This window comes from Bradyrhizobium sp. Gha, assembly GCF_900113735.1.
GTDB lineage: Bacteria > Pseudomonadota > Alphaproteobacteria > Rhizobiales > Xanthobacteraceae > Bradyrhizobium.
The window spans coordinates 21,023-47,857 of sequence record NZ_FOQM01000033.1; the positions used below are offsets into that span (position 1 = coordinate 21,023).

Sequence of the window (26,835 nt, forward strand, 5' to 3'; positions counted from 1 at the left end):
TCCACCTCATAGCAGAGGGGGTGTGTCACCTTTTTTCGGACGGTAGGTGGACCGAAGGGGCCATCCGTCTTTTAAGTGCTTCTGCAGTTCAGCCAATCACGTCTGATGCCAATTGGCAGGCGTTGTGGTAGGATTCGCCGCTGTTAGCTCCCTGTGACGGGAAAAGGCATGGCCGAGAAGTTCACGGATGATGATGCACGGGACCTACAGCCTGTCGTGCAGCTCAGGCCGAAGGGCAACGGCAATTTGAAGACGGCGCGGCCTTGGCAGCCTGGGCAATCGGGCAATCCTGCCGGTCGGCGGCCAGGCTCGCGCAACAAGCTGAGTGAAGATTTTCTGCAAGGGCTGCATCGCACTTGGCAGAAGCATGGCGACCGTGCGCTGGAGGCGATGGCGATCGACGATCCCTCAAACTTCTGCCGGCTGGTCGCGGGACTAATGCCGCGTCAGATCGATTTGAGTGTAGGTGTTGATGCGGCGCAGTTTGTCACGACCTTCCGGGAGGCGGTCGAGTTGCTCGGAAACGAGCCCCCGCGCAAGCGTGCGAAGGTCATCGAGGCGGAGGTAATAGATGCCGATGATCAGTGATGCAGAGATTGCTGAAATCAGGCGCAAGGCCGCTAACGGTTATGAGCCACGTGAGCGCTACGACCTGTCTCCGCTGCGGACGCGGGCGGAAGTCTTCGCTTTTTGCGTTGAAGTCGCGCGGCAAAATAGTTGGGATGAAGTCGAGGTGATCGATGCGTTGCTTAAGGTCACCACGCCGTGGCGCGAGGACATCCGCCAGGTCGAGCAGGTATTGCGGCCTTTGGGCTACGTTGCGGTGGCGGATCATCTGCACAAGAGCGCGCGTTATCTGGAACCGAGGCGGCCAGGCCAGCGATCGCACCTCTCACACTTATCGCCGCCACCCCGGCGGGCGCAAAGTTAGATCAACATGCGTGCCCGACGGGACGATCTTCTACGTTTCGAGCATCTAGCCCACAAGCGCGCGGTGGCCCGGAAGTGCTCACGGCGATATAGGCAACGGCGCCGAAACAACATTAAGTGCTTGCGGATCGAGATTTCTAATTGGGCTACGACGATCGACGCCTTTGTGCGAGCAGGCGTGCTGGCGGAGGAGCAACGCCATGACGACCGAGCCGTCGGGGCCGCGATTGCACGGCTATGTCGGGCAGGCTTTCGCGCGATCCACGCGGGATTTGAGAAGGTCCGCTGACCGCGCCGTGATCTTTTCCATCATGCAAAAGTGTTGATTGGCGCATGGTTCAAACGCCCTTGTGATGCCGACATTTCTTCTATGCGAAATCCGAATGCAAAAGAGAGTGGGGATTTCCATGAGTGATATCATTGGCTATGCGCGGGTCTCGACGGACGGCCAGAGCGTCTCCGATCAGATCGTGCAGCTGAAGGCCGCGGGCGCGACCAAAGTACTGTCCGAGAAGCTGAGCGGCGCGCGTTTTGACCGGCCTCAATTGCGAAAGGCAATCACTGCGCTTGGGAAAGGTGACGTGCTGATCATCACGCGGCTCGACAGGCTGGCGCGCTCGAGCCGCGATCTGCTCAATATCCTGCACGAGGTCAGTGAGTCGGGAGCGGCGTTCAAGAGCTTGGCCGATGCTTGGGCCGATACCACCACGCCGCACGGCAAGCTGATGGTGACCATTCTGGGCGGACTGGCTGAGTTCGAGCGCAGCTTGATCAAGGCGCGCACCGACGTTGGCATTCGGCGCGCGAGAGAAGCGGGCGTTAAGTTCGGTCGACCGTCGAAGCTGACCAAGCATCAACAGCGGCAGGCGATCAAGCTGCTCGATGCCGGCGAGCCGCAGAGCGCGGTAGCGCGGCTGCTCAATGTGGACCAATCAACGATCAGCCGGCTGGTCGCGCGCGCGAGAGGGAAAAACGGCGGAATGCCTGCGTCCCTAGACCTATCCGGTTGTCAAAAGGCGAGGCGAACCCTGTTACGTAGCGGTAGTTTTGGCAGAGGGATACCGTCGGGCCAACGCAGGCGGGCTCCAGCTTGATGTTGTAGCTGCACTTGTAGTCCCGGCAACACACGAGGAGATCGCGAACGCCGGCGGCGCGCTGACCCCGATGTCCCCTCTAACTAGCGCCACCAGGCGTCTCCAGCGCGCTCAATCCGGAACGGCTATTCGTCCTCTCCTGACCACCCGAAAGCTGTCTGTCGCCCGCAGCAACGACGGGAGGCCCTCAACGCGAAAGCGCATGCCGTCTTCCGAGACCCATGTGACCCTTGCGCGCCGGCCGTCAGGCCATTCAATGATGTACTCGGGTGCCAGCTTCGGTATCGATTGGGTCATTGCCTAATTCTCACCGTTGCGCGCCCGGCCGTCCGTTACAGGAAAATTGCGGCCTTGCGCTGCGCTTCGATGCCCCAACCGCTGTTGCCTTGGCGATCGGCTGATGAAGACATCATCGATGTACATCTCCCGCAGCTCGTCGCGCGGCCGACCAGGGCTCACACCGACATGGCCCTGCAAGAAACGGCCACGTGCATCACGCTCGGATGACGGCGATGTTGGCGTCGGCGCGCCAGTTCCCGGCGGCAAAGCATATCGCCGGATGCGAGCCCGACTTGCGATCCGCAACGCTCGATCAATCCTCACCGCGGCCTCCACCGCAACTGTAATGCGTTAACAGGAAGCGGGGGCAATCGTCCTGCCCTCACATCAATAGTTTAGCACTTCCAAGGCGTTAGGACCAATCGGAATCGAATTAGTCGTTGAAGGGAGCTAGTGCGTGACGCTATGGCGCCTGGACGCGGCCAGCCCAGAAACACTCCTGCCGGGAGACGTCATCGTGCGGTTGGGCCGCTGATCCAAGCTCTTGCGTGAGGAACACTTTCCGCGTGCGCTGCTTTGGAATGATAGCAGAGCACGTGAGCAGTAGCGCGTACTGTTGGATTTTTTGGAAGGCTCGTCTCGGCTGGCCTTAACAGCTGCGTCAGAGCAACCCGACTTTCAACAGCATTGGCAAGGCGACTCGCGGCGGTACTCACTGCCTTTCTAAGAAGCCGCACTCGGCACCGATGCTTGAGGCGACGCGGCGTGCGTTGACACAAACTCGGCGCAGCGGCTGCCCATCATCAGAGCCGGCGCGTTGGTGTTGCCGGCATTGATGTTGGGCATCGCAGAAAGATCGCAGACGCGCAGACCCTCGATGCCCCGCACGCGCAAGCGCGCATCGAGCACCGCCATCGGGTCGCCGCTCGCACCCATGCGGCATGTTCCGCTCGGATGATAGTTGGTCTTCACGAAGCGTTTGCAATGCTTGAGAATGGCTTCATCAGATAGGTTAGTCGGATCGGGGGTGCGAACTTCGCGAATCCGCTCCCTCAGCGGGGTGGTTTGGAACGCCTGTATAAAGAAGCGCTGACCGTCGATCATGGTCCTGATGTCGGCCGGGTCGGATAAGAGGTTCGGTGAAACGAGCGGCATGTCGGCTGAGTTCGCGGAGGCGAGCCTTACGTAACCACGCGATTTTGGCTTCACAACTACGGTTGTGACCGTCAGCCCGTAAGTGTTCGGGATGAGATCGAGCGCATCCCGATCGAGATACACGATCGGCACGCAGAATGCCTGGATGGTCGGCTCGCCGCTTCTGTCAGTTGGATTGACAAATGCCCCCGCTTCAACGCCGGCTGATAGGATCGGGCCCGTGCCGAACAATTTGAATTGCAGGCCGTTGCGCAGCATGCGCCATCCTTCGCCCTGCCGATGGTAGCCGTACGCCCCGTTCGCAATGGAGACGATCGGAACTTCGGGATGGTCAATCAAGTTTTCGCCGACGCCAGGCAAGTCGAGCCGGCAGGGGATGCCGTGCTGACGGAGCTGGGCCGCCGGTCCGATGCCCGAGAGCATCAGGATCTGAGGTGTCACCAGTGCACCGGCAGCGAGAATGATTTCGCCGTCGGCGAACATCGTCCTTTCCTCGTCGTTTTCGTCCCGGTAAGTGACGCCGTTCGCCCGGCCGTTCTCGATATTTATCCGTTGCACACGAGCGTGGAGCCGGATCTCGAGGCGTGGATCGTTCTGCAGGGGCGCGATGAAAGCGTACGCCGCGCTGCTGCGTTTACCGCTCCGATTCATAAACTGGTAGAACCCGACACCACGCTGGCTCGGCCCGTTGAAGTCGGTGTTGTAGGGCTCACCCAGGCTCTGCACCGCCTGCACGAACCAGCGCGAAAGATCGTTAATGTGGCCGGGATCAGAGACCAGCAGCGGGCCTTCCGAATTGTGGAGATCGTTAAGCAGTCGATTGTTGCCTTCCATTCCGCGGAAGTGCGGGAGAACGTCCTTCCAGCCCCAGCCGGGATCGTCATTGTCGCCGCGCAGCATGACATCCCATTCGTCATAATCCGAGGGCCGGCCGCGCATGTAGACCTGCGCGTTCACCGAGGAGCCGCCGCCAAGCACGTTCGCCTGCGGGATATCGTGTTGGCGGCCGTCGAGATGCGGCTGGGGCACCGTCTTGTGGTAGCGCATGTACTTGCTGCCATTGATCATCTTGAAGATGCCAGGCGGCATGTCCAGCAGGGGATGCCGGTGCGAGTGACCGGCTTCCAGTACCAAGACCCTTGCGCCGGCGCCCACGAGGCGTGCAGCCGCTACGCAACCTGACGAGCCGCCTCCGACAACGATATGGTCGAATCTCTCTTTCATGGTGATCACTCAGCGAAGAAACCTAGGAGCGGATGGCCTCGAGGCCTTTCCAGTCGAACGCGATGCCGTGACCTGGACGGTTAGAGGCAATCGCCAGGCCATCCTCGATGCGCAGCGGCTCAGCGATGTAGCGGTCAAGACCGAAGCCGTGCGCCTCGAGAAAACTGCGGTTGGGACATGCCGCGAGCAGGTGAACGGTCACGTCATGAGCGCCATGCGTCGTGACCGGAAGGTTGAAGGCCTCAGCCAGCCGGGCGATCTTCATGAACGGCGTCACGCCGCCGCAATTGGTCACATCGGGCTCAGGATAGGTCACGGCCTGGGCTGCGATGTACTGCTTGAATTCCCATAAGGTGCGCAAGTTTTCACCCGCTGCCACCGGAAGTCCACCCTCGCGAACGATACGCGCATGGCCGGCCGGATCGTCCGGTATGGTCGGCTCCTCGAGCCATGTGAGATCGTAAGGCTGGAACGCGCGCGCGGCGCGGATGGCTTCGTCGACGGTCCACTTCATGTTGGCATCGACCATCAGCGGGAAACCCTCGCCCAGGAAGTCGCGCATTGCACTCACCTTCGCGACGTCCTCCGAGAGGCGGGCGCGACCAACTTTCATCTTGATAGCCCGGAAACCCTTGGCGAGATTGCCTTCCGTCTGCCGCAACAACTGCTCCGGCGATAGCTCGAGATCAATGCCGCCGGCATAGCACGGCACTTTCGGGTCGAACCCGCCGAGGTAATTCCACAGCGGCAGCCCAGCGCGCTTCGCCTTGAGATCCCACAACGCGATGTCAAATGCGGACATCGCTAACACGGTCGGTCCGCCCCGTCCGCCATAGTGAAGCGCCCACCAGGCCTTGGTCCAGAGCCGCTCGATGTGATCGGCTTCCTCGCCGGCGAAGATCTCCACCAATTCGCGCCTCAGCACGGCATCGACCGCCGCGCCGTTTCGGCCGACCGTATAGGTGTATCCGACACCTTCCACGCCATCGGCATCACGCAACCGAACGGTGTTTAGCTCGAACGCCCGCATTTCGCCGTGCGTGCTGTCGGTGAGCACCTCGGGAAGAGGAATGCGATAGAACCCTGGTTCGATGGAGCTGAGTTTTGCCATTCCTGGACCTTTCACCTGGTCTGTAACGGGCGCCGGACAAGACGGGCCTGAACGATCACCACAAGAAGAAGGAAGAGGCCGCGAACGACGGATTGCCAGTAGGCGGAGAGGCTGATCCAGCCGAGACCGTTTTCGAAGTTCAGGATGTTGAAGATCAACCCGAGCAGCAGGACGCCGGCCAGCGTCGAACCGACCGAACCCTCGCCGCCAGTCAGCAGTGTTCCGCCCACGACCGTGGCCGCGATCGCAAAGAGCTCCCAACCGACGCCTTCGATCGGCTGGCCGGCGCCGAATTGCGCCGCGAGGATGGCCCCGGCAAGTCCGGCGAGCGCGCCGCTTGCAAGATAGGTGATGATCTTGGCGCGGTCGGTGGAAAGGCCCATCAATCGCGATGCATCTTCGTTGCCGCCGACGGCGAGGACGGTGCGGCCGAACGCGGTGAAGGTCAGGACGATGGACCCCCCAATATAGGCCAGCAGGGCGATCCAGGCCGGCACGGGAAAGCGGAAGACATCGCCCTGGCCCAGCCACGTGAAACCGGTGTCATAGGAGACTGAGACCGATTGATTGCCTGCGAGCAGCAGGGCGCACCCGCTGGCCGCGAGCATGGTGGCCAGCGTCGCAATGAAGGGCAGGATGCGCAGCTTGATGATGCAGAAGGCATTGAGCACTCCGATCATGAGGCCGGCTGCCAAGCCGCCTGCAATCCCGGCAACCGTGCCGTAGGGCGAGAGAAGGGCGGCGGTGACGCTGCCGAATGCCGCCGTCGATCCGACGGAGAGGTCGATTCCGCCGGACATGATGACGAAGCACATTCCGAGCGCGACCAGCGCGAACATCGCGTTGTAGCGCAGGAAGCTGAGGACGTTGTACTCCCCGAGGAAATTGTCGTAGCGGAGCCAGCCGAAGAGAATGAGCAACAAGAGCGCGGCGAACACGCCATAGCGACCGACGGGTCCCATCATGGTGGGGCGGGCCTGAGGGGAAACCTGCGCCGCACCGCGCTGGCGTGCAAGCCAGACCGCAAGCACGATGATGGCGGCTTTGGCGACCAGAGCCGCCGAATCGGGAACGCCGTTGGCGAGCAGCGTGTAGCGCACGAGTTGGATGATGAGCGCGCCCCATAGCGTGCCGGCAATGCTGGCGCGGCCGCCTGTCAACGGCGTCCCGCCCACCGCAACTGCCGCGATGGCGTCGAGCTCGGTCCCGAGACCAACAAGGTTAGCGTCGGACGACGAGTTGATCGCGATGACGATCAGACCGGCAATACCCGCGAGCGCGCCGCTGATGGCATAGACGGCCCGCACTACCAGAGCTACCGGAACGCCGGCGAGCGCGGCGGCACGCTCGTTGCCGCCGATGACGAGGATCCGGCGACCAAACACAGAACGGCGCAGCATCCACGCCGCCAGGGCCACCATCGCAAGCATAAGCAATGCCTGAAAGGGAATCCCGCCGATGCGTCCGAGACCGATAAACTGAAACTCCGGAGTGTGGAATACCTGCAGGTTGCCGTTGGTCAGCACCTGCGCGATTCCGCGGCCGGCAATGAAGAGGACGAGCGTTGCGATGATGGGCTGGATCTGGAAGCGCGTGATCAGCCAGCCATTGAACATTCCGAGCAAGCTTGTGACCAGCACGGGGAGGACGAACGCCAGCGCGATAGCAACACCAGGAGGCAAGCCCGGAATGACGTTTCCAAGAAAGATCAGCGGCGCCAGCGCACCGGCGATCGCCATCAGAGAGCCGACGGACAGGTCGATGCCACCGGTCGCGATCACCAGCGTCATCCCGACGCCCACGATCACGGTCGTGCAGACCTGGGTCAGGTTCACGTTGAGCGTCTGCCAACTCAGGAAATTCGGCGTCACGGCGGCGTTGAAGAGAACAAGCGCCAGGAGAGCGAGCGGAGGACCGTGCCGCTCGAGCAGGCGCTGCAGATCCAATCTCCGAACCGCCTTGGGCGGGACAATCACCCTTTCACCCATCGGCGCGCCCCGCGCTGCCGCTGCCGATCTCATCTGCAAGGCCAGGTCCGTGGGCCATCGCCGTCATCACCGCGCCCTCACTGATGCGATCGCCGGCCATTTCCGCGACGGTGATACCGTCCCGCAGCACAAAGATGCGACTGGCCGCTTCGATTAGCTCCTCGAGCTCCGATGAGATCATCAAAACCCCGAGGCCGTCATGAGCGAGTTGGCGCACGAGGCCGAGAATCTCGGCCTTTGCGCCGACGTCGATGCCGCGGGTCGGCTCGTCAAGGATCAATAGCTTCGGGCTCATGCAGAGCCAGCGGGCGAGCAGGACTTTCTGCTGATTACCGCCCGAGAGCTCGCCGACGGGCTGTTCGGGCGAGCTGCAGCGGATGCCCAGGCGGGCGACGAACGCGTCGGCAATTGACTTGCTTCGGGCTTCGTCGATGATGCCTCGGCGCGAGAGCTGGGGCATCAGAGCGAGCACGATGTTTTCGCGCAGCGAGAGCCAGGGAACGATCCCTTCCACCTTGCGGTCTTCCGAGCAAAAGCCCATGCCTGCGGAGATCGCCTGCGCCGGTGTATGGACCTCATGACCTTGGAACCGAATCGTCCCGCGCTCCGGCTGGTCCGCTCCGAACAGCATCCGTACGGTTTCGGTGCGTCCCGATCCGAGCAGCCCGGCCAGTCCCACGATTTCCGCCGGTCGCACCGTGAAGCTCACGTCGCGCACCTTGGGGCCGCCGGCGAGTTGGTGGACTTCGAGAAGCGAGGCCGCCGTGCTGGTGGCTGTACGCTCGCTCGCCCCGGCATGCAGCGTTTGTGAAAGTTCGCGGCCCAGCATGGTGGTGACGAGATCCATCCTTGACACCTCGGCCATCGGGGCAACCAGAACCGTGCGCCCGTCGCGCATGATGGTGACGCGATCGCAGACGGCGTAGAGCTCATCGAGCTTGTGGCTGACGAAAATGACGGAAACGCCCGAACTCTTGAGCTGACGAATGACCTCGAACAGCACTGCCACTTCCTTGTCGTCAAGCGATGACGTCGGCTCGTCCATAATGACGAGCCGTGCAGCGAAGCCGATTGCGCGAGCGATCGCGACGATCTGCTGGACCGCGGTCGGGTACTCGAGAAGGGGACGCCGGACGTCCACGCCGCTCATATTGAAGCGCGACAGTAGCTCTTTCGCCTCGACATGCATTGAGGCCCAGTCGAGCAGCCCGAAACGCCGCTTTTCGCGCCCGAGGCAGATATTCTCCGTGACGGATCGATATGGAACGAGATTGATCTCCTGGTAGATCGTGCTGATTCCGGCGGCCTGGGCGTCCTGCGGCGCGCTGAACGCAACCGGCGCGCCGGCGAACAGGATCTCTCCGCCGTCGCGCGGGTGGTAGCCGGTAAGAATCTTGATCAGCGTCGACTTGCCGGCGCCGTTTTGTCCGATGAGCGCATGGACTTCTCCCGCCTCGACGTCGAGGGAGGCGGAGCGCAGCGCGGCTACGCCTCCGAATCGCTTCTCGATGGCTCGCATCGACAGGAGGGGCGCCATTCTACTCTCGTGCTGTTCGCTGGATCACGCAGGCGGTGGGCGCGCCTGCTTGGGCGCGCCCGCTCTCTGGCCTAATAGGAATCCGCGATCATGTCCTTGGCATTGGACGCGTCGAAGAAGCGATCGGGATTGATGACCCAAGGTTCGATCTTCTCGCCCATGGCATAGCGCTTTGCGGTCTCGAACGCCTTTGGTCCGAACTTCGGGTTGCATTCGACTGTCGCAAGCATCTTTCCATCCGCGACCGCGCGCAAGGCGTCGCGCTCGCCGTCGATCGAGACGATGATGATGTCCTTGCCCGGCTTCTTGCCAGCCGCTTCGACCGCGGCGATTGCGCCGATTGCCATCTCGTCGTTGTGAGCATAGATGGCCGTCGCATCCGGGTGAGCCTGCAGCAGCGTTTCGGCCACCTGGCGCCCTTTGTCGCGAACGAAGTCGCCCGATTGGGACGCGACGATCTGCATGTCCGGATGATCCTTGATGTATTCCTTGAAGCCCTTGGCGCGATCGTTCGCCGGCGATGATCCGGTCGTACCTTCCAGCTGGATGATCTTCGCCTTCCCCCCGACCGCCTTGTCGAGTGCCTCCGCCGCGCGTTTGCCTTCTTGGACGAAGTCAGAGCCGATGAAGGTCACGTAGTCCACGCCGGGTTTCGCGAGATTGGGATCCACGCTACGGTCGAGCAGGATTACTGGAATTCCAGCCTTCTTGGCATTCATTACCGCGGGGATCAGCGGCTTCTCCTCGCGCGGTGCAAGGAAGATCAGGTCGACGCCCTGCGCGATCATCGAGTTGACGTCGGCGACCTGCTTGGCCGCAGAACCGGCCGCGTCGGTGTAGACGAGCTGCCAGCCTTCCTTTTGCGCCTGCGCCTTCATGCTCTCGGTCTGCGCGATGCGCCAAGGATTGTTACTTTCAGTCTGGGCGAAACCGACCTTGTACTTATCCTTTTGCTTCAACTTGGGCAGCTCCTGCGCCCAGGACGGCGCGGCCACGGCCAGGCTCGTAAGGCCGGCGGAGAGGAGCAGGAAAGATCTTCTGTTCATCTTGTTCTCCTTGGGAAGCTTTATGGGCCCCATCTGGCGGGGGTTTTTCTTGGGCTTGGCAGAACCGTAGCGGAAGCGACTTTGCTCCATCCAAAGGCTTTTCTAAGTCGTCTTGGTCAGACCGAAGTGATCCTACCACCATCAATAATTACCGTGTCAACGGCATTTCAGCTTAGGATAGTGAGTTTCGCGTCGAAATCTGCTGACATGAGCTATTTTTGGTCGTACCATAATTTTGCAGGTTTAGCTTCAGAGGGGGACAGATTGGGAGGCGACGACAACACGTTGACGCCGCCCTCCGGACGGCTCGGCGACTTTGTCTCTGATGAACTCGCACGCATGATCATGGCGGGCGAGATCGCGGAAGGCGAACGATTGCCCACGGAGCGCGATCTGATGAGGCAATTCGGCGTCAGCAGGACCGCGGTACGGGAAGCGATCGAAAGTCTGTCGCATCGCGGCCTGGCGAACAGGAAATTCGGTCATCGTCCGGTCGCACGCAAGCCGAACTACGAGGTGGCACTCGACCGCTTGGGCAATTTCATCTCGCATCTGGTGGCGGACAAGCAGGGCATGACCGAGCTGTTCGAATCCCGCGTCTTCGTCGAAGCGGGGCTGGTGCGCTGGGCGGCCCAGCACGCGCGACAGCGTGACCTCGACAATCTGAAGCAGGCCCTCGAGGCGAACCGCGCCGCAATCGGAAATTGGAGCGAGTTCTACGGTACCGACATTGCCTTTCACGCCATGCTCTACCGCATTCCCGGCAACGCGATTTATCCGGCCGTCCACAAGGCCTATGTCGAATGGCTGGTGCAGCTTTGGCGCTCCATGCGCACGAGCGCCGAGCTGGATCGGATGAACTACGCCGGCCATCTGTCGATCTTCGAAGCGATCTCAGCTCGCAATCCGGATCGCGCTGAGGACGCGCTGCGGCGCCACTTGGCGGCGGCCTGGGAGTTGATCCGGTCGGCGGTCTTGGCAGACAACACGGATTAAGCACTGCGGCTCAAGACATTCAGCCTGCAAGACGAACGCGGTAAACAGCGCCTGGGACAGCCGCGGCCGTCTCCAAACAATCGCGAAATATCTTTGCGTCGGATCGGCTAACAGCCCAGCAGCTCGATTGGACCCGAACTTAAGGAGCCAAAAATCCTGGCCGGCGCTTTTGCAGTCTTGCGTCGCAGCTCGGGGTCAGTTCTGCGTAACGATGGTCATAGGTCCTCGCCCACCTCCGTGTAGAAGGGGACGGGCATTCCATTCCCGGGCCGCTCGAACGACGCTGTCGCTCCGGTGCTGTATGGCGCAGCAGGATCGGATGAAATGCGCCGCTTGACACGTGCCCGGGCCGCGATTGCAAGTGCTCGCTCAATCTTCACGATGGCCTCCAGCGATCGCGATCTGACCAAGACCATTAACGCAGCGATATCTTAGCACTTTCAACGGCTTGGAACCAAGCACCAACGCTTTCAATTCGAGACTTGGACTTGCTCAGCTTGCTCAGAGGCAACTGAGGCGGCCTTACTCAGCAGGCGAGAGAGGTGGCGGGTAGTGCCGCTCGCCGAGAAAGGTTGTCGGAGGGCCCACCTCCAGGAGCGCTTTGGAATAGGCAATTAGGTCGCGGGATCTGGCTATAACCTCAGCCGCATAGGCGGCCATCCGCTTTCGGCGTTCAATATGCGCGGCGATTTCCGATAGATGGGTCATCGGCGAACTCCCTGTCCTATGCAGGCGGGAGCGCGAACGGTCTCTCAGCCATCGACGCCTACGGGCTGAGCCTCGGCCGGTGATAGAGGTAAACTACCACAGGTCGCGTTCGTTCGATGTTGAACTTAGGATAATCGAGGCGGCCTTAATCGTCCTAGATGCGTTCGCCGCACTGGCATTGGTAAAGCCGGACGGTCTTGCCTCGCCGGGGATCAAGCATCAAATGCTTTAGCTGAGGAAACGCAGTGCAGGACGGGCACCTGGGCCGATTATCCTGCTCTCGGGGCTTGGGCAACTGCTTTTCGTTGTCCGTCATGGCAACACGCTAGAGCGCAGTAACGCGCGGCGCCTTGTCATGGATCAATCTTCGGGGACACTTCTTCCTTTGCCGCCTGCGTTGCCAAGCACTTGTACCCATAACCATTCCGGGTCGTCCGGTCTCACGACACGCTGGCCAAATGCCGAGAAACTCAATTCGCATTAAGAGTGACTCCCATGCCTGTTGATCGCGAACACAAGGGAGACCTGAGACACCGGCCCGTCATCATTACGGACATCAATAATCATGTCTCGGCCCTCTGCCGCAGGCTCAACGTCGCGCACCAAACCACCTAAGGCGCGGACCGCCTCCACCTCCGCAGCCCGCACGGTGGGAAGCTCGACGCCTTCCTCATCGCGGAACAGTTCAGCTCCGTCTCTCAGGTCGAAGTAGTATCGCGCCATGGTTTGCGTAGAATACGGACTCCGATCAAAAAAATCCCCAACGCATGTTATGGTCTGCCAAAGGAGGGCTGACGACCCCAGCATCGATTGCGCGTGCCTGCAATTCCATCCGATCGGCAAACATCAAAACCACCCGAGCGTGGGCGGGTGGTAAGTCGTTCGCGAGCCTTCGCAGCTCTGCAAGATCGCCCTGAATTTCGATGAGTAGCTCTAAAGCCGTTTTCGTCATTGAGGGCGCCGTAAGCCAGGCGAGGTGAGCCAATCGCTCAATTGCGCGCCGATTTCGGCGATCCTGGCTCGCTTGAGCAAAGCTTCACGTTCTGCCCCGGCTGGCAGCTGGTTCGCTTCATCCTTGAGCTTGGCCGCTTGTTGGGCCATCCGTTCTTCAAGTGAGCGAGTCTGCTTCACTCTGCGGCGCTCGGTCATCCCGGCACTCCCTGAGCCGCAAGCCATGACTCATAACCAAGTTAAGTACATACAGTTCCCGGAACGAAACTAGGACCCGGCGAGTCCGCCACGCACATGCCGTCCCTTAAAGGGGGAATAAACGGCGACCGGTCGCCAAGTGCTGAAATGAAAGAGGACGCTAACTGAGGCGACCTTAGGACAGGAACATTCCTGCAATTGCCGAGTTTCCCGATGCCCTTCCCCAAGGGCGACCCCGATAGGCCCCAGCTCCATCGCCCCCCTTGCGAGTTGGGGCCTCTTTTTTCCGACTGACGCAGTCTTACTCTGATGGAGCGCCGGGCAGAGTTGCGTTGAGCAGATTGGAAAGGGCCGTCACCAACTGTGCTGGGGCAAATGGCTTTGGGAGCAAGACGCTTTTTGGGACGCCCTGTATCGGCCATTTGTCCGCACTGGCGCCTGACATGTACACGACGGGGAAGTGGGGGTCGATGGCTCGGGCGCACCTTGCCACCTCCCAGCCATCTACGGTGCCGGCGAGATTGACGTCGGTGACGAGCGCCCGATATTTTCTATTCGGTCCCTGCAACAGGGTAATTGCATCCTCGCCCGTAACGGCGATTTCGGCTTCATATCCGCCGTCAACGAGAGCGTCCTCAACCAGCTCCCAGATTAGCTGTTCGTCTTCGACGACGAGAACGGCAAGCGATAGCTCTGACACTGATGGTCTCCCCAGCCGCCGGTGTACCACGCAGAGCTAACAGATTGGTTCCAATGTGCGAAAGTGAACTTAGGCCACTGCCACAGTCAAACGAGGCACTGAGGTCGGAAACAGACCGGTCCCACCGTCGCGCGGGAACAAACCGTGACACCAACACGGATCGGGCTTACTCTTTGGGCTTCCGCCCAATGGCCCTCAGTAGTTCAAGAAAGCGGTCCATGAACGCCTGAATCCAGGTGTCCTCCCCCACATCGATGAGCCGTTCCTCCTTCCAATCAAGGAATATTTGAGGAGGGCTGCTCTTGCTTCGATCCTGATCTGGCATTGCTCCCTCTCTGGGAATAGAGGCCCCGGGGCGTCCGGTCCCCGTGGCCTCATTGCCGGACAAACTCGGGGTGGTGAGCAGCCAGGCAACTGCGACTATATCCGCTCACCGTATGGTTGAATTGATCTAGAACAAACAACTCACGAAAAGTAGACCGTTAAAGTACGGCACGAGCAAATCAGGACATTCGGACACTTCGCGACTAGCGAGGCAACAGCCCCGCGGACCGGCTCGCAGGGCTGACCCGCAGCGCGCGATGTCGGTCTCGGTCGTCTGGTATCCTGAGCCGCCGAACAAGTTTGCCTCAGTTTGCTTGAGTTAGATCAAGCTTCCCCGCTGTCACAAGCGAACTCTGCGGGCCATGCCCAACGCTGACAAAAGGCCAAATGGTAACGAAGCCAAGCCGTCGCGGCTGGAAGAAGTACACCGGATCGTCGAGGAGTATGCTGCTGACCTTCGAGAGATCACCAGGAAGCTGCGCCAGAAAGTGAACTCAAGTCCGCCTCCGTTGGCGGCGTCTTTCGTTCTCGAATGGCGCCTCTTGGCGCGCAGCTGTCTCTCTGCTTCTGCGCCCTGATGTCGGCGCGCAGAGAGCAAAGGCCCAAAGGACCGCGACGCCCGCAGGGCCGTAACGGACCTTCGCTACTTTGCTTGTTGCAGAAAAGGGCTTGAACCAAGAGGGGACGAAAAGAGAAGGTCGAAGATCTAAGGCAACGCGCAATGAGCTAGAGCAGCAGCCGCCAGATGCTCCCAGTACTCTGCTTCAGCGAGCAGCTTCCAGCTCCTCTCAGGCTGTCGCGCGGCACTCTGCCGGCAAAGCAAAGCCATTGCGCGAAAGCGGCGGGCAGCTTCCATTCCAACCTCCCATGTTTTCCCCAAACATATTTTTCAATTTCGCGACGGAGTCATCATGATTACAGGCGATAACCAAATTTATCGTTTGGTGGCAGCCAGTTGGGTTCCGCTGAAGCCGCTAACCGGAACTACCTTCGGTTTAGACTTCACATTACTTTCGAATGCAATTTGCTGAGGCCTTGTTGCGCGTCAAAGCGCACCTCGCTGGCGCCTCTTCTCAGAATACGAGCGCGACAAAACAGCAACACAATTTACGGAGCTCCTTTGGCAAGCATCGCAGTGTCAGAAACCGAACCGACGGTGCGCTCGGACTGTTCTCTGATCCGGTCTATTGCTGAGAACCGATCCATATTGGCGATCAGCCCGGCGCAAATGCCGGGCTTTATTCGGCGCGCTCCGGGGGCTGCTCCGTCACTAGCAACGACCTATACAGCGACTGGACGGCCGACCAGCGGTCGGGGCTCGATCGAGCTCACTCGTCGAGCACGCTATCATTTCCCCTATGTCCTGCGATGGTTTCTCGCTCTGGGACCTGGGGTGAGCGCGAGCGCGTCTCGCGCTCTCGCGACACTGGCCGTTCGGACGGGTTCCGACCGATCTTAGCTTGGAGCTCGACAAGATCGGTGAACACGTCGGCTCGGCGGCGCAGCTCGTCGGCGATCATAGGGGGATGGCTCGCGGTCGTGGAGATCACGGTGACGCGGACGCCGCGCCGCTGCACGGCCTCGACCACGGAGCGGAAGTCTCCGTCACCCGAGAACAGCACCATCTCATCGATGTGCTCGGCGAGCTCCATAGCGTCGACGGCGAGCTCGATGTCCATGTTGCCCTTGACCTTGCGGCGGCCGGAGGCGTCGATGAATTCCTTGGTCGCCTTGGTGACGACGGTGTAGCCGTTGTAGTCCAGCCAGTCGATCAGCGGGCGGATCGAGGAGTATTCCTGATCCTCGATAATCGCTGTGTAGTAGAACGCGCGCAGGAGCGGGCCTCGACTCTGAAATTCGCTCAGCAGGCGCTTGTAGTCGATATCGAAGCCGAGCGCCTTCGCTGTGGCATGGAGATTGGCTCCATCGATGAAAAGGGCAATCTTACCGGCAAATGGCATGATGGCGATCTCTGGAGTGCGAAGAGTCACAGCAGGCTCATCGCACATGCGCCCGCCAATGAAGCAGCACTCCCAAATGTTTCAGGATAAATTGCCCCAATAGGCTATACCGCAATGCTTTAACCTTCAAACACTTTTCTGGTCCGCAAGATTAATTCGTGAGCAACTTCCTAAGCTCGGATGGTCCAGCGGCGTCGATGAGGAGACGTTCGAGTGATAAGTTGGGTCAGCGCTATCGGTGTAATCCCTGTGCCGCACCTCTAGTAAGGTGCGATCGCCCTCTTCCACCGCCAGGACGCAAAGTCCAGCTGCGCGAGAAGATGGACGACAATGCTGCTGGAGGTTGGCGGGTTTGTAGCTAACGGCATCAGGCCGCCGTCGCTCAGTTCGGCCTGCCGAATCTTACGCCAGCGACTTCTCCCCGTCGTGGGCGCGGACTTGGCTAGTGCCCGCAGCTTCACTGGACAGGTGGTTCAGACGCGATCGCTGCTCCCTCGACACCGCCGACGCGAGACGTTGCGCGACTAGAGCGTCATTCGCGAGCACCGCCATGGCGCGGCAAGATCGCGGATTGCCGCCGTGTGACCCGTGGCTGCGCTCGCTGAAATCAGGATGCGGTCCGCGCATTGCGTCCTGCGCCTACTTGGTCCTGCAGTGGCGCGCCCATGCGACCCAGTGCCGGTTGTAGAGCCATCGCCGATTTCCGCTGCTGGTCCCATCTGCGAAGTTGCGCCGCGTCTGCCGGAGGTCCGCTCATCGCGGTGGAGCGGACCAGATGTGCTCAACCTGCTCAACCTGAGTTCTTCGCATTTTGACGCCCTAGGCGGACCTCGCGTCATAAGCCTGTGGCATAGCCGTTGCACCCTAAACGCCAACTGGGATTTCAGCGCTCAGTTAGAAAATAGAGCGCGGCCGGGACGCTTATTTCGAGCCCGGCCGCGCTTTCTTCTCGACAGCGGAAGCGCCCCAGCGCTGGTCAAACGGAGCTGTTGACCCAACCTGCGCCAAACGGCTCAACCGCCTGGGATCTCGTCGAGCGGGACGAACCATGCGCCAGTATGGCGCGAAAGCGGAGGCGCCAATTTTATGCAGCTGTCACGGTAGTTCTCTATTCGAACACTTGTTTACCGGTAGCGCGAGGCGAGACCCGATCTGCCAAGTACTTGCGTTGAAGGAACCGATCATGCGCGAACAGTGCGCAGGAAATTCGCGACCTCGTCCTTGAGGCGGGTCGAATCGCGCGACAGCAGCGTGGCAGATGACAGGAGCTGCGCCGATGCGCTGCCCGTTTCGGCCGCGCCCCGTTGCACGTCCGCAACCCCGGCACTGACCTCGTCGGTGCCCTGAGCCGCCTGCTGGATGTTTCGAGCAATCTCGTGCGTCGCTGCGCCCTGCTGCTCCATCGCAGCGGCAACGGTGGCCGCGATTTCGGACATTCTAGAAATGGTGCTGCTGATGTCCGTGATGGCTGCGACCGATTTGCCGGTGGCCTCCTGCATGCTCCCGACCTGCTGGCTGATCTCTTCGGTCGCCTTGGCGGTCTGTTCGGCCAACACCTTGACCTCGCTCGCCACCACGGCGAAGCCGCGACCGGCGTCGCCTGCACGAGCTGCCTCGATCGTAGCGTTGAGCGCCAGGAGATTGGTTTGGCCAGCAATGCTGTTGATGAGATCAATGACGTCGCCAATTCGCGCGGCTGCCTGCGCCAAACGCGTAATCTGTTGATTCATTGTTCCGGCCTGTCGGACCGCCTCGCTTGCGATGCGCGAGGACTCCTGCACCTGTCGGCCGACTTCTCCCACTGAGGCCGCCAACTGTTCGGAGGCGGACGCCACCGACTGGACGTTGGTCGTCGCTTCCTCGGAAGCCGCGGCGACGCCGGTCGCCACGTTCTGCGTGTGTTCGGCCGTCGACCTCAGCGCGCTTGCAGACGATTCAAGTTGACTTGAAGCTGAGGAGACCGTCTGAACGATTTCGCCCACCGCAGTCTCGAATGCGTCGGCAAGTTGATCCACGTTGCGCCGCTGGAGCTTGGCCTGCTCCCGCTCCTGCTCGGCCCTGGTTTCCTCTGCCCCCTTCTTGGCGATCAGCGCCTCCTTGAACACCTGCAAGGCATCGGCCATTTGCCCGATCTCGGTGCGCTCGCCCTGACGCGTGACCTCTGCCGACAGATCACCGGCACTGAGCGCTTGCATCGGCGACACGATCGCGGCGATCCCTCGCGAGACGCTTCTCACCAAGAAGAAGGCGACGAGGGCGCCGAGGACGCCAGCGGTCGTCGCCATCGCCACTACAGTAGTGAAGGTATGCTTGTAGGCGGCCGCGGCCTCCGCTCCGGCCTCGTCCGCGCCCTTGTTGTTCAGGTCGATGGCACTTGTCAGGACCTTGTCGGCCTTCAGGCCGACGGGATTGACGGTCTTGCTGTTGAGCTCGTTGGCCTCTTGGGGGAAACGGCCAACCGCGGCGCGCGACAGACGCAGCACCTCCTGCGCCCCCTTCATGTACTCGTTCCAAATCCCGCGCCATTCGTCGTAGAGCGCACGCTCCTGCGGACCGGAGATGAGCTTCTCGTAGTCCGCGGTATTCCGCGCCATCCTTTCGGCGATCTGCTCGATCCGCTTGTCAAAGTCCGCCTTGTCCTCTGCACGGTCGTTCAAGAGGTGCTGTCGCACCGCGTTGCGGTAAGTGATCGTGTTTGCGCGCAGCTCGCCGAGCACGCGAACGCTCGGAAGCCAGTTGGTCTGGATGTCAACGACCGCGGCGTTGATCACCTGCATCTTCCAGATTGCGAGCGCGCTGGTGGCGATCAGAGCCACCAAGAAGCCGACGACGACGGCGGTAATCTTGGTTCGTATGGAAATATTGAAAAACATGGCATGGCTCCCCAAAGGACATCATTAATAACGCCCTCCGTCGCAATGCATCTGACGGTGGCCGTCTCGCTCCCGGGATCGAGGCCGATTGCCGATGGCCCCATGCTAGCACAAGTTGTATCGATATTCCTTTAAGCGATTCTTACCTGCGGCCGTAACTTGCGTGGGGTAGATGGCCACTGCGCGAAATGCCGAAAGGCACGCCGAGCGAGGTCGTATTGTACCTGTAGGAGAACAGCAAGAGAGTAGCTGCGGTTTTAGACCTCCAGTCATCCGTTGAGCAGGGCGGCGGGAGCCGAGCCAAAACCTCAACCACCGCGAGTCGGGGAAACGGCGCGAGATCGGTGAAAGGCTGCCAGCATACCTTAAGGATGAAGACCTGCCCGCCAGCCTCAGAGTTCAGCTTCACCGACTGCACCAACTGGATGAACGATCGCCGCAGACTTCAGCGATCATCGACCGCGCAAACACACAGTAGTGCGTTGGTTTATTTCTCGAATGCGTCGGCAGAGAGGCCGATAAGGACAAAAGGGTCCCGACGCGTTTGGACGTCGGGGCCATTTGGGCTTTGGACTTCACATTCAGGCGATCAGCCAAGGATCAGCTGGTACCGTTATGGTGGTCCCATCGATCAGATTGACGGTATGGTCAAGGGCAAATGACATGCTGCCACCGTTCCCGTTGTTGTCCGCCAACATAAGATTGTGAGACCACTCACCACCTGACCCATAGTAAATCTTTTCTAACGTGTCGGGCACAGCAGGGTCTCCCAAGCCCAAGTTTTCCGCGGAAATGCTCTGCTCCACTTTGACCCCAGGAAGAAGGTCTATAAACGCAATCGTATCCAGCCCCGGATCAAAGCCCTGTAGCTCTGTATATTGTTCTCCGCCGACCCCGACGCCATGCGCGATCTCGGCCCCGACATCGAATACGAAAACATCAGCATGCCCCGCATGGCCTTGCAGGATTTCCGGGTTGCTAAGTGTGTTGTGGACTTCCGTGGGATTGGCCCAGACGATATTCGGTCCGGGCGGCTGGAGAGTGGGCGGTAGATGATCCGTGGCCTTCTGCGGTAACTGATTGGCGGCTTGCTGTGGCAGGGTAACGTTGGATGTCGTTCTCGACATTTTGGCCTCCCTTGCAGTGATGTGTTCAAGCGGATAGCGCACAAGATCAGGCGGCGGATGCTGAACCCGACTTGGAATACGTCAGCGATGGCGAGTGTAGAGTGCCGTTACTCTGGCGTGGTGCTGCGCTGCCCCGCAGGGACACGACGACTATGCGTGTTGTAATAATGCTGCGCCAATGGTGGGATGCGGTCAAGTTAACATGCTCGTCTCGAATGGGGGAACACCGACGCCTCAATCGAGGAGCATTGCTTAGCTAACTGTGGAACTGAACGCCTGCGTTTCAAAGTGAACAATTCCTTGAGGCGATAGCGACACCAAAACTATCGAACCGTTCAATCGTGCTCGTGATCATCAGAGGTAGTCGAATGCAACCCCACGAGCGACCAAGGCAATCACTTCCTCGCTATACGCACGCCAATAGCTCGTCGCGGTAAGCCACACTCAGCCCGGCATGGCCGTCCAGACCATGGTCCGCACTAATCGCTGTACTCCACCTAGCTGACATGGCCGGGCCTCTGCACGTACAAGTGTATGCTCCGGTCCTCATCTGCATTACACGTTTCATCTGGCTGGCTATGTGCGCCAAACTTGGAATCTTCCCCGGCTGTGTAGCCGCCGCTGGAAAATTGGATTGCTTTCTTTTGCAAGGTCTTCTGGAAAGCCTCAAGCCCGAACATGAGCGCGGTAAAGCCATGTCGCGAAGCGTTAGTGACCCTGACGGCGGCTTCGGCAGCTTCTGTTTAAACTTAGATGGCTTGCCAAATCTAGGCAGCAACGCAATTCGCTGTCCCGGCGTGTCATTTCCGTAGTTCATCACGGGATAGTGGGCGAGGCTGTTTCGTATTTTGGATAGGCGTTCCAGATCGACTCTTAGCGGTTTCCAAGCTTTGGCGTTTGTTTCCGTCCAGCGATGGAGGCGCGGTTCCCCACGAGTTGCCCTAGTTTCCGATGCGTTCTCAATTCCGCTTATGTTCGCATCGTCGGTACGAAGCGGGCCAAGGAGATGCGCCAAGTTAGGATCACGGAAACGACCGATTTTTTGGGGGCGGGGTTAGTCCTCTGCCCACGCTGTTAGCGCGTCCTTGAACGCGCGTTCCCCCGGCTCGCCCTTCTCGAAGGCTATGATGGCGCGGCGCTGGTTGGCGTAGACCAGCGGCACGTCGAACCAGGAGCGCTCCTTCAGGAGCTGGACGTTGCGGGCGCGATCGGCATCGAGATTGGAGAGGCCGACCAGGAAGAAGCCGTCGGTGACCTTGACGAGGAGCCCTGCGAGCGGCGTGCCGCGCGCCTGCTGGTTCGACTTCATCAGGATGCCCGGCACGTTGGAGACGCTGCCACCCGGAAAGTCCGGCGGCAGGATGAAGGTCAGCTCGGCCGTGTGACTTGCAAGCAGCGACGAGTCGGTGTTGCGGCGGAACGACATCGTCATCTTGAACTTGCGATCGGGGATCTCGATGTCGGCGCGCACGGCGACGCCGGCTTTCTGGTTGCCCGACGCCTTGATCGGCTCGAGCCGCCACACCACCGAGCCGACATATTGCTTGCCCTTGGGGTCGGACGGATCCTCGTCATAGAGCACGACCTTCTGCGCCATGAGCTTGGCTAGTACTGGAGGTGCGGCGGCCGGTGGCACGGCGCCCGGGTCCGCCGAGAGCAACTTGATCGCGTTACTGGGCACAGGACCGACGCTTGCTAGCGCCACAGCGGACGGCCAGGCAGGCGGCGCGAGCTGCGGCGGGTTCGGATGGGCGGGGGGCGGCGCGAGTACTCCGGAGAACGCGCCCGGCGCGATCGAGACGTATTTGCTGCTATCCGAGAGCGCGACCACTGCCTCGATCTCACTCTCGCCAACCACCACGACTCGCACGACGCGCGATCGTCCAGCGTTAGCGGCGAAAAGGACGCGTAGCGTCTCCCCTTCGCGCAGGCCCCCGTCGCGCCCGCGCGCGCCGAGAACCGCTGTCAGTGCAGAGATATCCTCTGCCGAAGCGCCGAGATCGCGCAGGATGGTCGCGACGGATTCGCCCTTCTTCACCGTGATCGCGCGCTCGCTCAGGCCGCTGGGGGCATTGATAAGGTCGTATTCCCGATGGGCACAATCGACTGCGAGCCGGAGCCCTTGGTAAAATAAGTCATGGGAGTTCTTGTCTGTGGCCGTGGCAGTTACTTGCGTAATTGAAAGATTGTAAGCCTTTACGCGTTCGACAAATTCAAGCTGGGAGCGGTAGGACACAACCTTGTCGTTGCGATCCGAGACCACGAACAGCCGTAGATCGGGCCGCTGCTTTAAGACATCCACGTGGTCGATCGGATCGTAATATGGATACTGGCCGACAATCGGGTGCCCGCTGTCGCGCATCTGTGAACGAAGGGAAATTGCGGCGGATGCGATCACGGCGCAGCCAATGTCGGTTCGCAGCTGCACGAGCCCGGCGACGGTGTGCCCACCTCCGGAGTGGCCGACGAGATGAAACCGCTTGAAGCCATACTGCTGCTTAAGAGCATCTAGAACGGCATTAGCAACACGGATTTCTAATAAGGTTCTTCGAATCTTCACATGGTTGCCGGACGATCCAAACGTGCCCGGCCGAGCGATCCAGATGTAAGGGCCCTATAGAGGCGCGAACTGGAATCGGCATGGTTTTGTAGGAATTCATCGCTAATTGATCTTGCCTGCTCTACAAGTTGCAGCACGCCGTCTATCCTAGCGCCAATGTCGCCATGAAAAGCAACCAGCGCTTCATCCTTAATTCCGCCGACGGTTGAAAGCCAAAAGCGGCTGCAGAAACCGCTGTTTTCAACTCTTACCCAAACTCTTCCAGTTTGCGCCCTGCAATCCGCCTCAGTGACAGACACCCCAATAAGCATGTCACTGTCAAAGGCGAGCGGCGTTGCCTCGGCAGCAGCTCCTATCGCTACGGCGAAACCGAACAAAAGAATTGTTGTGCGTGCAAAAAGCCTCATGGGAGTATGTAACGTTCGGCAAGGGGCTGGACTTGTCTTCGCTATTCGGTTTGCTCCGGTGCCCATCTCCCAGGGCACCAAGGAAGCCGTTCGACGCTACGTAAGCCGTTCGTCTAAAAATCGCTGCCCTCAACACGGAGTTGGCCTGCAACGATGTCGCACGGCTTCCGCTCTCATTCGCCATTGTAGCGCCAGCGTGTCGCGAGGCAAAGAAAGTTTGTTCCATGTCCATTGCGGGGGGTACGCCTCGGTATCCGGACGTGGTCATGGTACCTAGCGGAGGTAGCTCGGTATTGTTTTGGATTATTGTAGGCGTTCGAGCACGCGTCTCACCTGCGTCTCGGTCCATGCGTTCTTGCCGCGTGCGGTCGCAATGGCTTTTTCGGTAAGGCCAGCTGCTATGGCCTTCAGACTCGTTGCGCCGCTCGCCCGTAGCTCCGCAATGACTGGCGCGATATCGGAAGCCCTTGCAGCCGCGCGCTGACGTAGCACCTCGATAGCGAGCTTACGGGCCTTGCGGTTGGCCTCACGCCGCGATCTCCCCCGAGCTTCACACCGCGTCGCTTCGCCGCCACCAGCGCGTCCTTGGTGCGCTTGCTGATCGTGCGCCGTTCTTCCTCCGCCAGCATCGCCATGATGCCGACGGTCAATCGGTTGGCGTTCGGGATATCGGCGGCGACAAAGTCAACGCCAGCCTTCTCAAGCCCTAACAGAAAGTGAGCGTCACGAGACAGACGGTCGAGCTTCGCGATCACCAGCTTGGCACCATAAGCACGGCAAGCTTTGAGTGCCGCTTCCAACTGCGTCCAGTTGCCGCCGTTCAGAAACTCATCGACGGTATGGCGCTGGGCTTCAAGGCCAAGGCCCGATTTGCCCTGCCTCTTGGTGGAAACCCGCAGGTAGCTGATCCACTTTCCCGGTCATGGTTTGTTACACAAACCAAATGTAAGAAGAGGTGAGGGGACTGCCAGAGCGGAAGGAAAATGGTGAAGAAGATGCTGGCATAGCGAATTCAATCTCTGGAGTCAGGCAGATGCCTTCTGCCGCGCGTTAATAGATTGAAACCCCTCCCTGCAAAGTTGCGCAACGGCCCGCTCGATCGCCGCATCATTGTTTCTCTCCGCTTCCGCGAGCACGCCAACCCTCACGAAGGCATCAAGTGTCCGATCAGCATCGCAAATAACGATGCGCAGACAGCGAGCGCCATTCTGTTGCCGCTGGCGATGGCGACGCTGGCAGTCGCGAACAACCATCCGGTGATGCACGAGGCGCTGCATGTCCTCATCAGAGATGTGCGGAATATCAGGCAGCCTCTCTAGTCGCCTCCGGAGCGCGTTTTGCTTCCTGTTCATTTGCGTGGCCACCGGCTGGACGGTTTCGTCTTCAGGCCACGCCGCAGCTTCCGCAAGCGATCACCAACCGCAACATAGCCAAGCGACCGCAGCAGCGGCTCCGCTTCCTCGACCCGCTCGCGGTAAGGCTTCGCTTGCATGACGAACCGTTCAACGACCGCGACCTCATCCAACCCGCGCTCGCGTGCCACAGCGACCAGATATCCGATCAATTCTGCGACTGTCCTGATCCCAGACAGATCATAACGGATCACGCGGATCGTGATGCTCAGCATCAGTGATGGTCGGTATCATCGACATCGATCACCTTCATGCGCCGGCTAGACGGCAACTCGTTGCCCAATAGCTCAACTGCCTGCCGGAAATTCGTGGCAAAGGTCGTGGCATCAACATCGAGCGTGGCTTTGAGATTGATGTCCTTCGGCAGCAGACTCGCCGCAACTTTTACGAACGTCGGGGGATCGCTGCGTGCAACGCGAAGGATGGCGGCCAGACCTTCTGTTTCCCAGATCGTCTGGAAATCCGTGATGAATGCTTCGGTCAACCGTCGCCGCCGCCCACCGGGGTTCGGATGACCACACTCGCCGGGCTTCCAAGGTGGTCTGGGCCTCAGATTGGGATAACCGGGCACTGGGCCGGGGTCACGCGGCTGCGCCGCTGGGTGCAGCGGCGTAACATCAGCAGTTGGCTTTTCTGGCGGAATAAAATCGCTCATCATCGAGCCTCAGCTTGATTCCGTCACATCTTACACCATGGCCTTAGCAGCAACAAAGGCGCTGGGCTGACGTTTGTTCCCAAGCGAAGTGCCCATTGACTGCAGGCGGCGGGGTCGTGCGGATCGATTGTGGGACGGGGCTCGTGCAAATGTCTCGGCTGCCTCTATTCGTGTATCTGTGCTGGGTAAAACGGCAATCGTGAAGAATGGTTGCTCTGCTTAAACCTATTGCCTGTGTCAGGCTGCTAACATTTGTTATGAAGAAGCCGAAGTACGCTCAGCTAAGATTCCAAAACGGGCCAAGTCGTCAGAGCAAGCTGAGTAACCAACCGAACAAGCCCTTGATGGGCCGACATTCCTCGCCGAGTGACTTTGCCGCTTCAACGATCGTCCGAGATTAACCTGTGTTGTGGGCGCGTCGTGCCGAATTGCATATCCTCATCAAATCAAGAAAAGGAAACGCGATGGGATTGAAGCGCAGGCGGATCAAGCAAACAACCTCTCTGGAAGACCGCTTGGCTCAATTCGCGGAGCACATGAGGAAGCGAGCTCACGCCAAGCCGATCGGGGCTGAGAAGAACGAACTTCTCAAGAAGGTCCGCAACGCAGAGCAAGCTTTGGACATAGAGCGGCAGCTCCGGCAACCGCATGGAAGTTCACTCGGGCGGATGTACCCCAGTGAGCCAGAAGGCTTCCGGTCCGACCCCGGAGGCCTTCTAGCGTTTAAGTTGAAGCAGTAGCGGGCCCGCTATACCACTTCAGCTCAGCGCATTCGTACATGGGCGGCTCGTTCATCTGCTCCACCTGCGCGCTGCTGTCAGGCCTCGACGGCCCGAGTACCGGCTTTTGACCCAGGGGCTCGAACCCGCCGCTGAAGGTGAACGTCCCCTTGCCGTTAAGTGAAGGACCCTCGCAATAGCGGCCGGCTTTGCAGAGAGCCGTCGCCGAGCTCGGGGCCCATGAACATGTAACTGAACTCGGTCGCTTCCTTTGCGATCCAAGCTGTTGGGGATCGGCAGCGATGCTTTGGCTCCCATCTCCTCTATCACCGCAAGCCACTGCTAATGGTACATCATGTCGCGCGCGATGAGGTAGCTCAGCATTCCCTGCATGCCGGGATCGCTCGTCGACTTGTAGAGACGTACGGCGAGCGTGCGTCGGGTGGATTCAGCCGCGTTGCAACACATGTCGCCTGTTGGATTGCCGCTGGCGCAGATGTGCGAGCGACCGAACGGCACGCGGTCGCAATCCGCGGGGAATGCCGACATGCCGGTCGAGAGGATGTGCCGATGCAGCATTCACTTGGGTGACGCGGTCTTTCGCCGCCGTTCACGACGGCGCCGACGAACGGATTGGCTTGACGCAGAAGATCTCGCGCTCGGCGCCACCGATGGCCTGCGAGCTCTTTCCGCATCTCGCGGCCCAAGGAGTCGCTGAACCGAAAAGCGGGCCGGTGATCGCCCACATCAGCACGGGGGTGGACGCGAGCAGGAGGCGATCGGCGTCCGGACATACGCGATGTCGCGGGCGCAGCACCAGTCGCCCTTGCCTTGTGACGCCGGCGAGGCGCCGTCACGACGGGCAAGTTTGCGCGCATGA

23 protein-coding genes and 1 pseudogene are annotated in these 26,835 nt (G+C 60.2%); 5 read left to right on the forward strand and 19 right to left on the reverse strand.

The genetic code is table 11. The features are described 5' to 3' along the window. The first annotated feature begins 168 nt into the window (after window positions 1–168). The 3 genes from BM222_RS30235 (at window position 169) to BM222_RS30245 (ending at window position 2,024) form a co-directional block, all read left to right on the forward strand. A complete protein-coding gene (locus BM222_RS30235; RefSeq protein WP_092236414.1) occupies window positions 169–588 on the forward strand; it encodes a DUF5681 domain-containing protein in 420 nt (139 codons plus the stop codon). Continuing rightward, window positions 572–931 (forward strand): hypothetical protein, encoded by a 360-nt coding sequence (locus BM222_RS30240; RefSeq protein ID WP_092236417.1) that lies wholly within the window; start codon window positions 572–574, stop codon window positions 929–931. The genes BM222_RS30235 and BM222_RS30240 overlap by 17 nt, the downstream gene beginning before the upstream one ends. A gap of 406 nt (window positions 932–1,337) precedes the next feature. After that, window positions 1,338–2,024 (forward strand): recombinase family protein, encoded by a 687-nt coding sequence (locus BM222_RS30245; RefSeq protein WP_092236574.1) that lies wholly within the window; start codon window positions 1,338–1,340, stop codon window positions 2,022–2,024. 1,002 nt (window positions 2,025–3,026) lie between these two features. Here BM222_RS30245 and BM222_RS30250 read toward each other — a convergent pair. From BM222_RS30250 to BM222_RS30275, 6 genes and pseudogenes are all read right to left on the reverse strand, one after another. Beyond that, on the reverse strand, window positions 3,027–4,682 hold the full coding sequence (locus BM222_RS30250; protein WP_092236420.1) for a GMC family oxidoreductase: 1,656 nt from the start codon (window positions 4,680–4,682) through the stop codon (window positions 3,027–3,029). Between the two features lie 22 nt (window positions 4,683–4,704). Then, the gene (locus BM222_RS30255; RefSeq protein ID WP_092236424.1) at window positions 4,705–5,793 is read right to left on the reverse strand and encodes a mandelate racemase/muconate lactonizing enzyme family protein; all 1,089 of its coding nucleotides are present in this window, start codon (window positions 5,791–5,793) and stop codon (window positions 4,705–4,707) included. A gap of 11 nt (window positions 5,794–5,804) precedes the next feature. Next, window positions 5,805–6,758, reverse strand: coding sequence for an ABC transporter permease (locus BM222_RS30260; RefSeq protein WP_092236586.1), 954 nt, complete (start codon window positions 6,756–6,758; stop codon window positions 5,805–5,807). Window positions 6,759–6,785: 27 nt separating this feature from the next. After that, a pseudogene (locus tag BM222_RS30265) lies at window positions 6,786–7,781 on the reverse strand (ABC transporter permease); the annotation flags it as partial. Beyond that, entirely contained in the window at window positions 7,774–9,318 is a 1,545-nt protein-coding gene (locus BM222_RS30270) for a sugar ABC transporter ATP-binding protein (RefSeq protein WP_092236427.1), read from the reverse strand. The gene BM222_RS30270 and the pseudogene BM222_RS30265, both read right to left, overlap by 8 nt. Before the next feature lie 71 nt (window positions 9,319–9,389). Further along, complete coding sequence (locus BM222_RS30275; RefSeq protein ID WP_092236589.1) at window positions 9,390–10,364, reverse strand: ABC transporter substrate-binding protein; 975 nt, start codon at window positions 10,362–10,364, stop codon at window positions 9,390–9,392. An 81-nt stretch (window positions 10,365–10,445) separates the two neighbouring features. Between BM222_RS30275 and BM222_RS30280 the strand changes: the two genes are divergently transcribed. Next, on the forward strand, window positions 10,446–11,360 hold the full coding sequence (locus BM222_RS30280) for an FCD domain-containing protein (protein ID WP_244547322.1): 915 nt from the start codon (window positions 10,446–10,448) through the stop codon (window positions 11,358–11,360). A gap of 1,188 nt (window positions 11,361–12,548) precedes the next feature. Here the strand turns inward: BM222_RS30280 and BM222_RS43470 are convergent. The 10 genes from BM222_RS43470 to BM222_RS30335 all read right to left on the reverse strand — a co-directional run bounded on the left by BM222_RS43470 (window position 12,549) and on the right by BM222_RS30335 (window position 24,077). Further along, entirely contained in the window at window positions 12,549–12,875 is a 327-nt protein-coding gene (locus tag BM222_RS43470; RefSeq protein WP_502690956.1) for a DUF6894 family protein, read from the reverse strand. Continuing rightward, window positions 12,817–13,020 (reverse strand): hypothetical protein, encoded by a 204-nt coding sequence (locus tag BM222_RS30290; protein ID WP_092236436.1) that lies wholly within the window; start codon window positions 13,018–13,020, stop codon window positions 12,817–12,819. The genes BM222_RS43470 and BM222_RS30290 overlap by 59 nt, the downstream gene beginning before the upstream one ends. Next, a complete protein-coding gene (locus BM222_RS30295) occupies window positions 13,017–13,217 on the reverse strand; it encodes a hypothetical protein (protein ID WP_092236439.1) in 201 nt (66 codons plus the stop codon). The genes BM222_RS30290 and BM222_RS30295 overlap by 4 nt, the downstream gene beginning before the upstream one ends. 301 nt (window positions 13,218–13,518) lie before the next feature. Continuing rightward, window positions 13,519–13,917 (reverse strand): response regulator, encoded by a 399-nt coding sequence (locus BM222_RS30300; protein ID WP_092236442.1) that lies wholly within the window; start codon window positions 13,915–13,917, stop codon window positions 13,519–13,521. Window positions 13,918–15,569: 1,652 nt separating this feature from the next. Beyond that, the gene (locus BM222_RS30310; protein WP_092236591.1) at window positions 15,570–16,202 is read right to left on the reverse strand and encodes a LabA-like NYN domain-containing protein; all 633 of its coding nucleotides are present in this window, start codon (window positions 16,200–16,202) and stop codon (window positions 15,570–15,572) included. A 1,181-nt stretch (window positions 16,203–17,383) separates the two neighbouring features. Then, complete coding sequence (locus BM222_RS30315; RefSeq protein ID WP_092236448.1) at window positions 17,384–19,075, reverse strand: methyl-accepting chemotaxis protein; 1,692 nt, start codon at window positions 19,073–19,075, stop codon at window positions 17,384–17,386. A gap of 581 nt (window positions 19,076–19,656) precedes the next feature. Continuing rightward, a complete protein-coding gene (locus tag BM222_RS30320; protein ID WP_143106100.1) occupies window positions 19,657–20,202 on the reverse strand; it encodes a hypothetical protein in 546 nt (181 codons plus the stop codon). Window positions 20,203–21,256: 1,054 nt separating this feature from the next. Continuing rightward, on the reverse strand, window positions 21,257–22,762 hold the full coding sequence (locus BM222_RS40425; protein ID WP_143106101.1) for an alpha/beta hydrolase family protein: 1,506 nt from the start codon (window positions 22,760–22,762) through the stop codon (window positions 21,257–21,259). Continuing rightward, window positions 22,759–23,169, reverse strand: a complete 411-nt coding sequence (locus BM222_RS40430; RefSeq protein ID WP_143106102.1) for a hypothetical protein — start codon at window positions 23,167–23,169, stop codon at window positions 22,759–22,761. The genes BM222_RS40425 and BM222_RS40430 overlap by 4 nt, the downstream gene beginning before the upstream one ends. 407 nt (window positions 23,170–23,576) lie before the next feature. After that, the gene (locus BM222_RS30335) at window positions 23,577–24,077 is read right to left on the reverse strand and encodes a recombinase family protein (protein ID WP_349509888.1); all 501 of its coding nucleotides are present in this window, start codon (window positions 24,075–24,077) and stop codon (window positions 23,577–23,579) included. A gap of 171 nt (window positions 24,078–24,248) precedes the next feature. Here BM222_RS30335 and BM222_RS30340 point away from each other — a divergent pair, with 171 nt between their 5' ends. After that, window positions 24,249–24,488: a hypothetical protein gene (locus BM222_RS30340; RefSeq protein WP_092236457.1), complete on the forward strand. Its 240-nt coding sequence runs from the start codon at window positions 24,249–24,251 to the stop codon at window positions 24,486–24,488. Window positions 24,489–24,517: 29 nt separating this feature from the next. Here the strand turns inward: BM222_RS30340 and BM222_RS30345 are convergent, their stop codons facing one another. The 3 genes from BM222_RS30345 to BM222_RS42420 form a co-directional block, all read right to left on the reverse strand. Continuing rightward, on the reverse strand, window positions 24,518–24,796 hold the full coding sequence (locus tag BM222_RS30345; RefSeq protein ID WP_092236460.1) for a hypothetical protein: 279 nt from the start codon (window positions 24,794–24,796) through the stop codon (window positions 24,518–24,520). Further along, window positions 24,796–25,239, reverse strand: coding sequence for a hypothetical protein (locus BM222_RS40435; RefSeq protein WP_143106103.1), 444 nt, complete (start codon window positions 25,237–25,239; stop codon window positions 24,796–24,798). Before BM222_RS40435 ends, BM222_RS30345 begins: the two co-directional genes overlap by 1 nt. A 1,058-nt stretch (window positions 25,240–26,297) precedes the next feature. Next, window positions 26,298–26,534 (reverse strand): manganese catalase family protein, encoded by a 237-nt coding sequence (locus BM222_RS42420; protein ID WP_244547323.1) that lies wholly within the window; start codon window positions 26,532–26,534, stop codon window positions 26,298–26,300. Window positions 26,535–26,835: the final 301 nt, after the last annotated feature.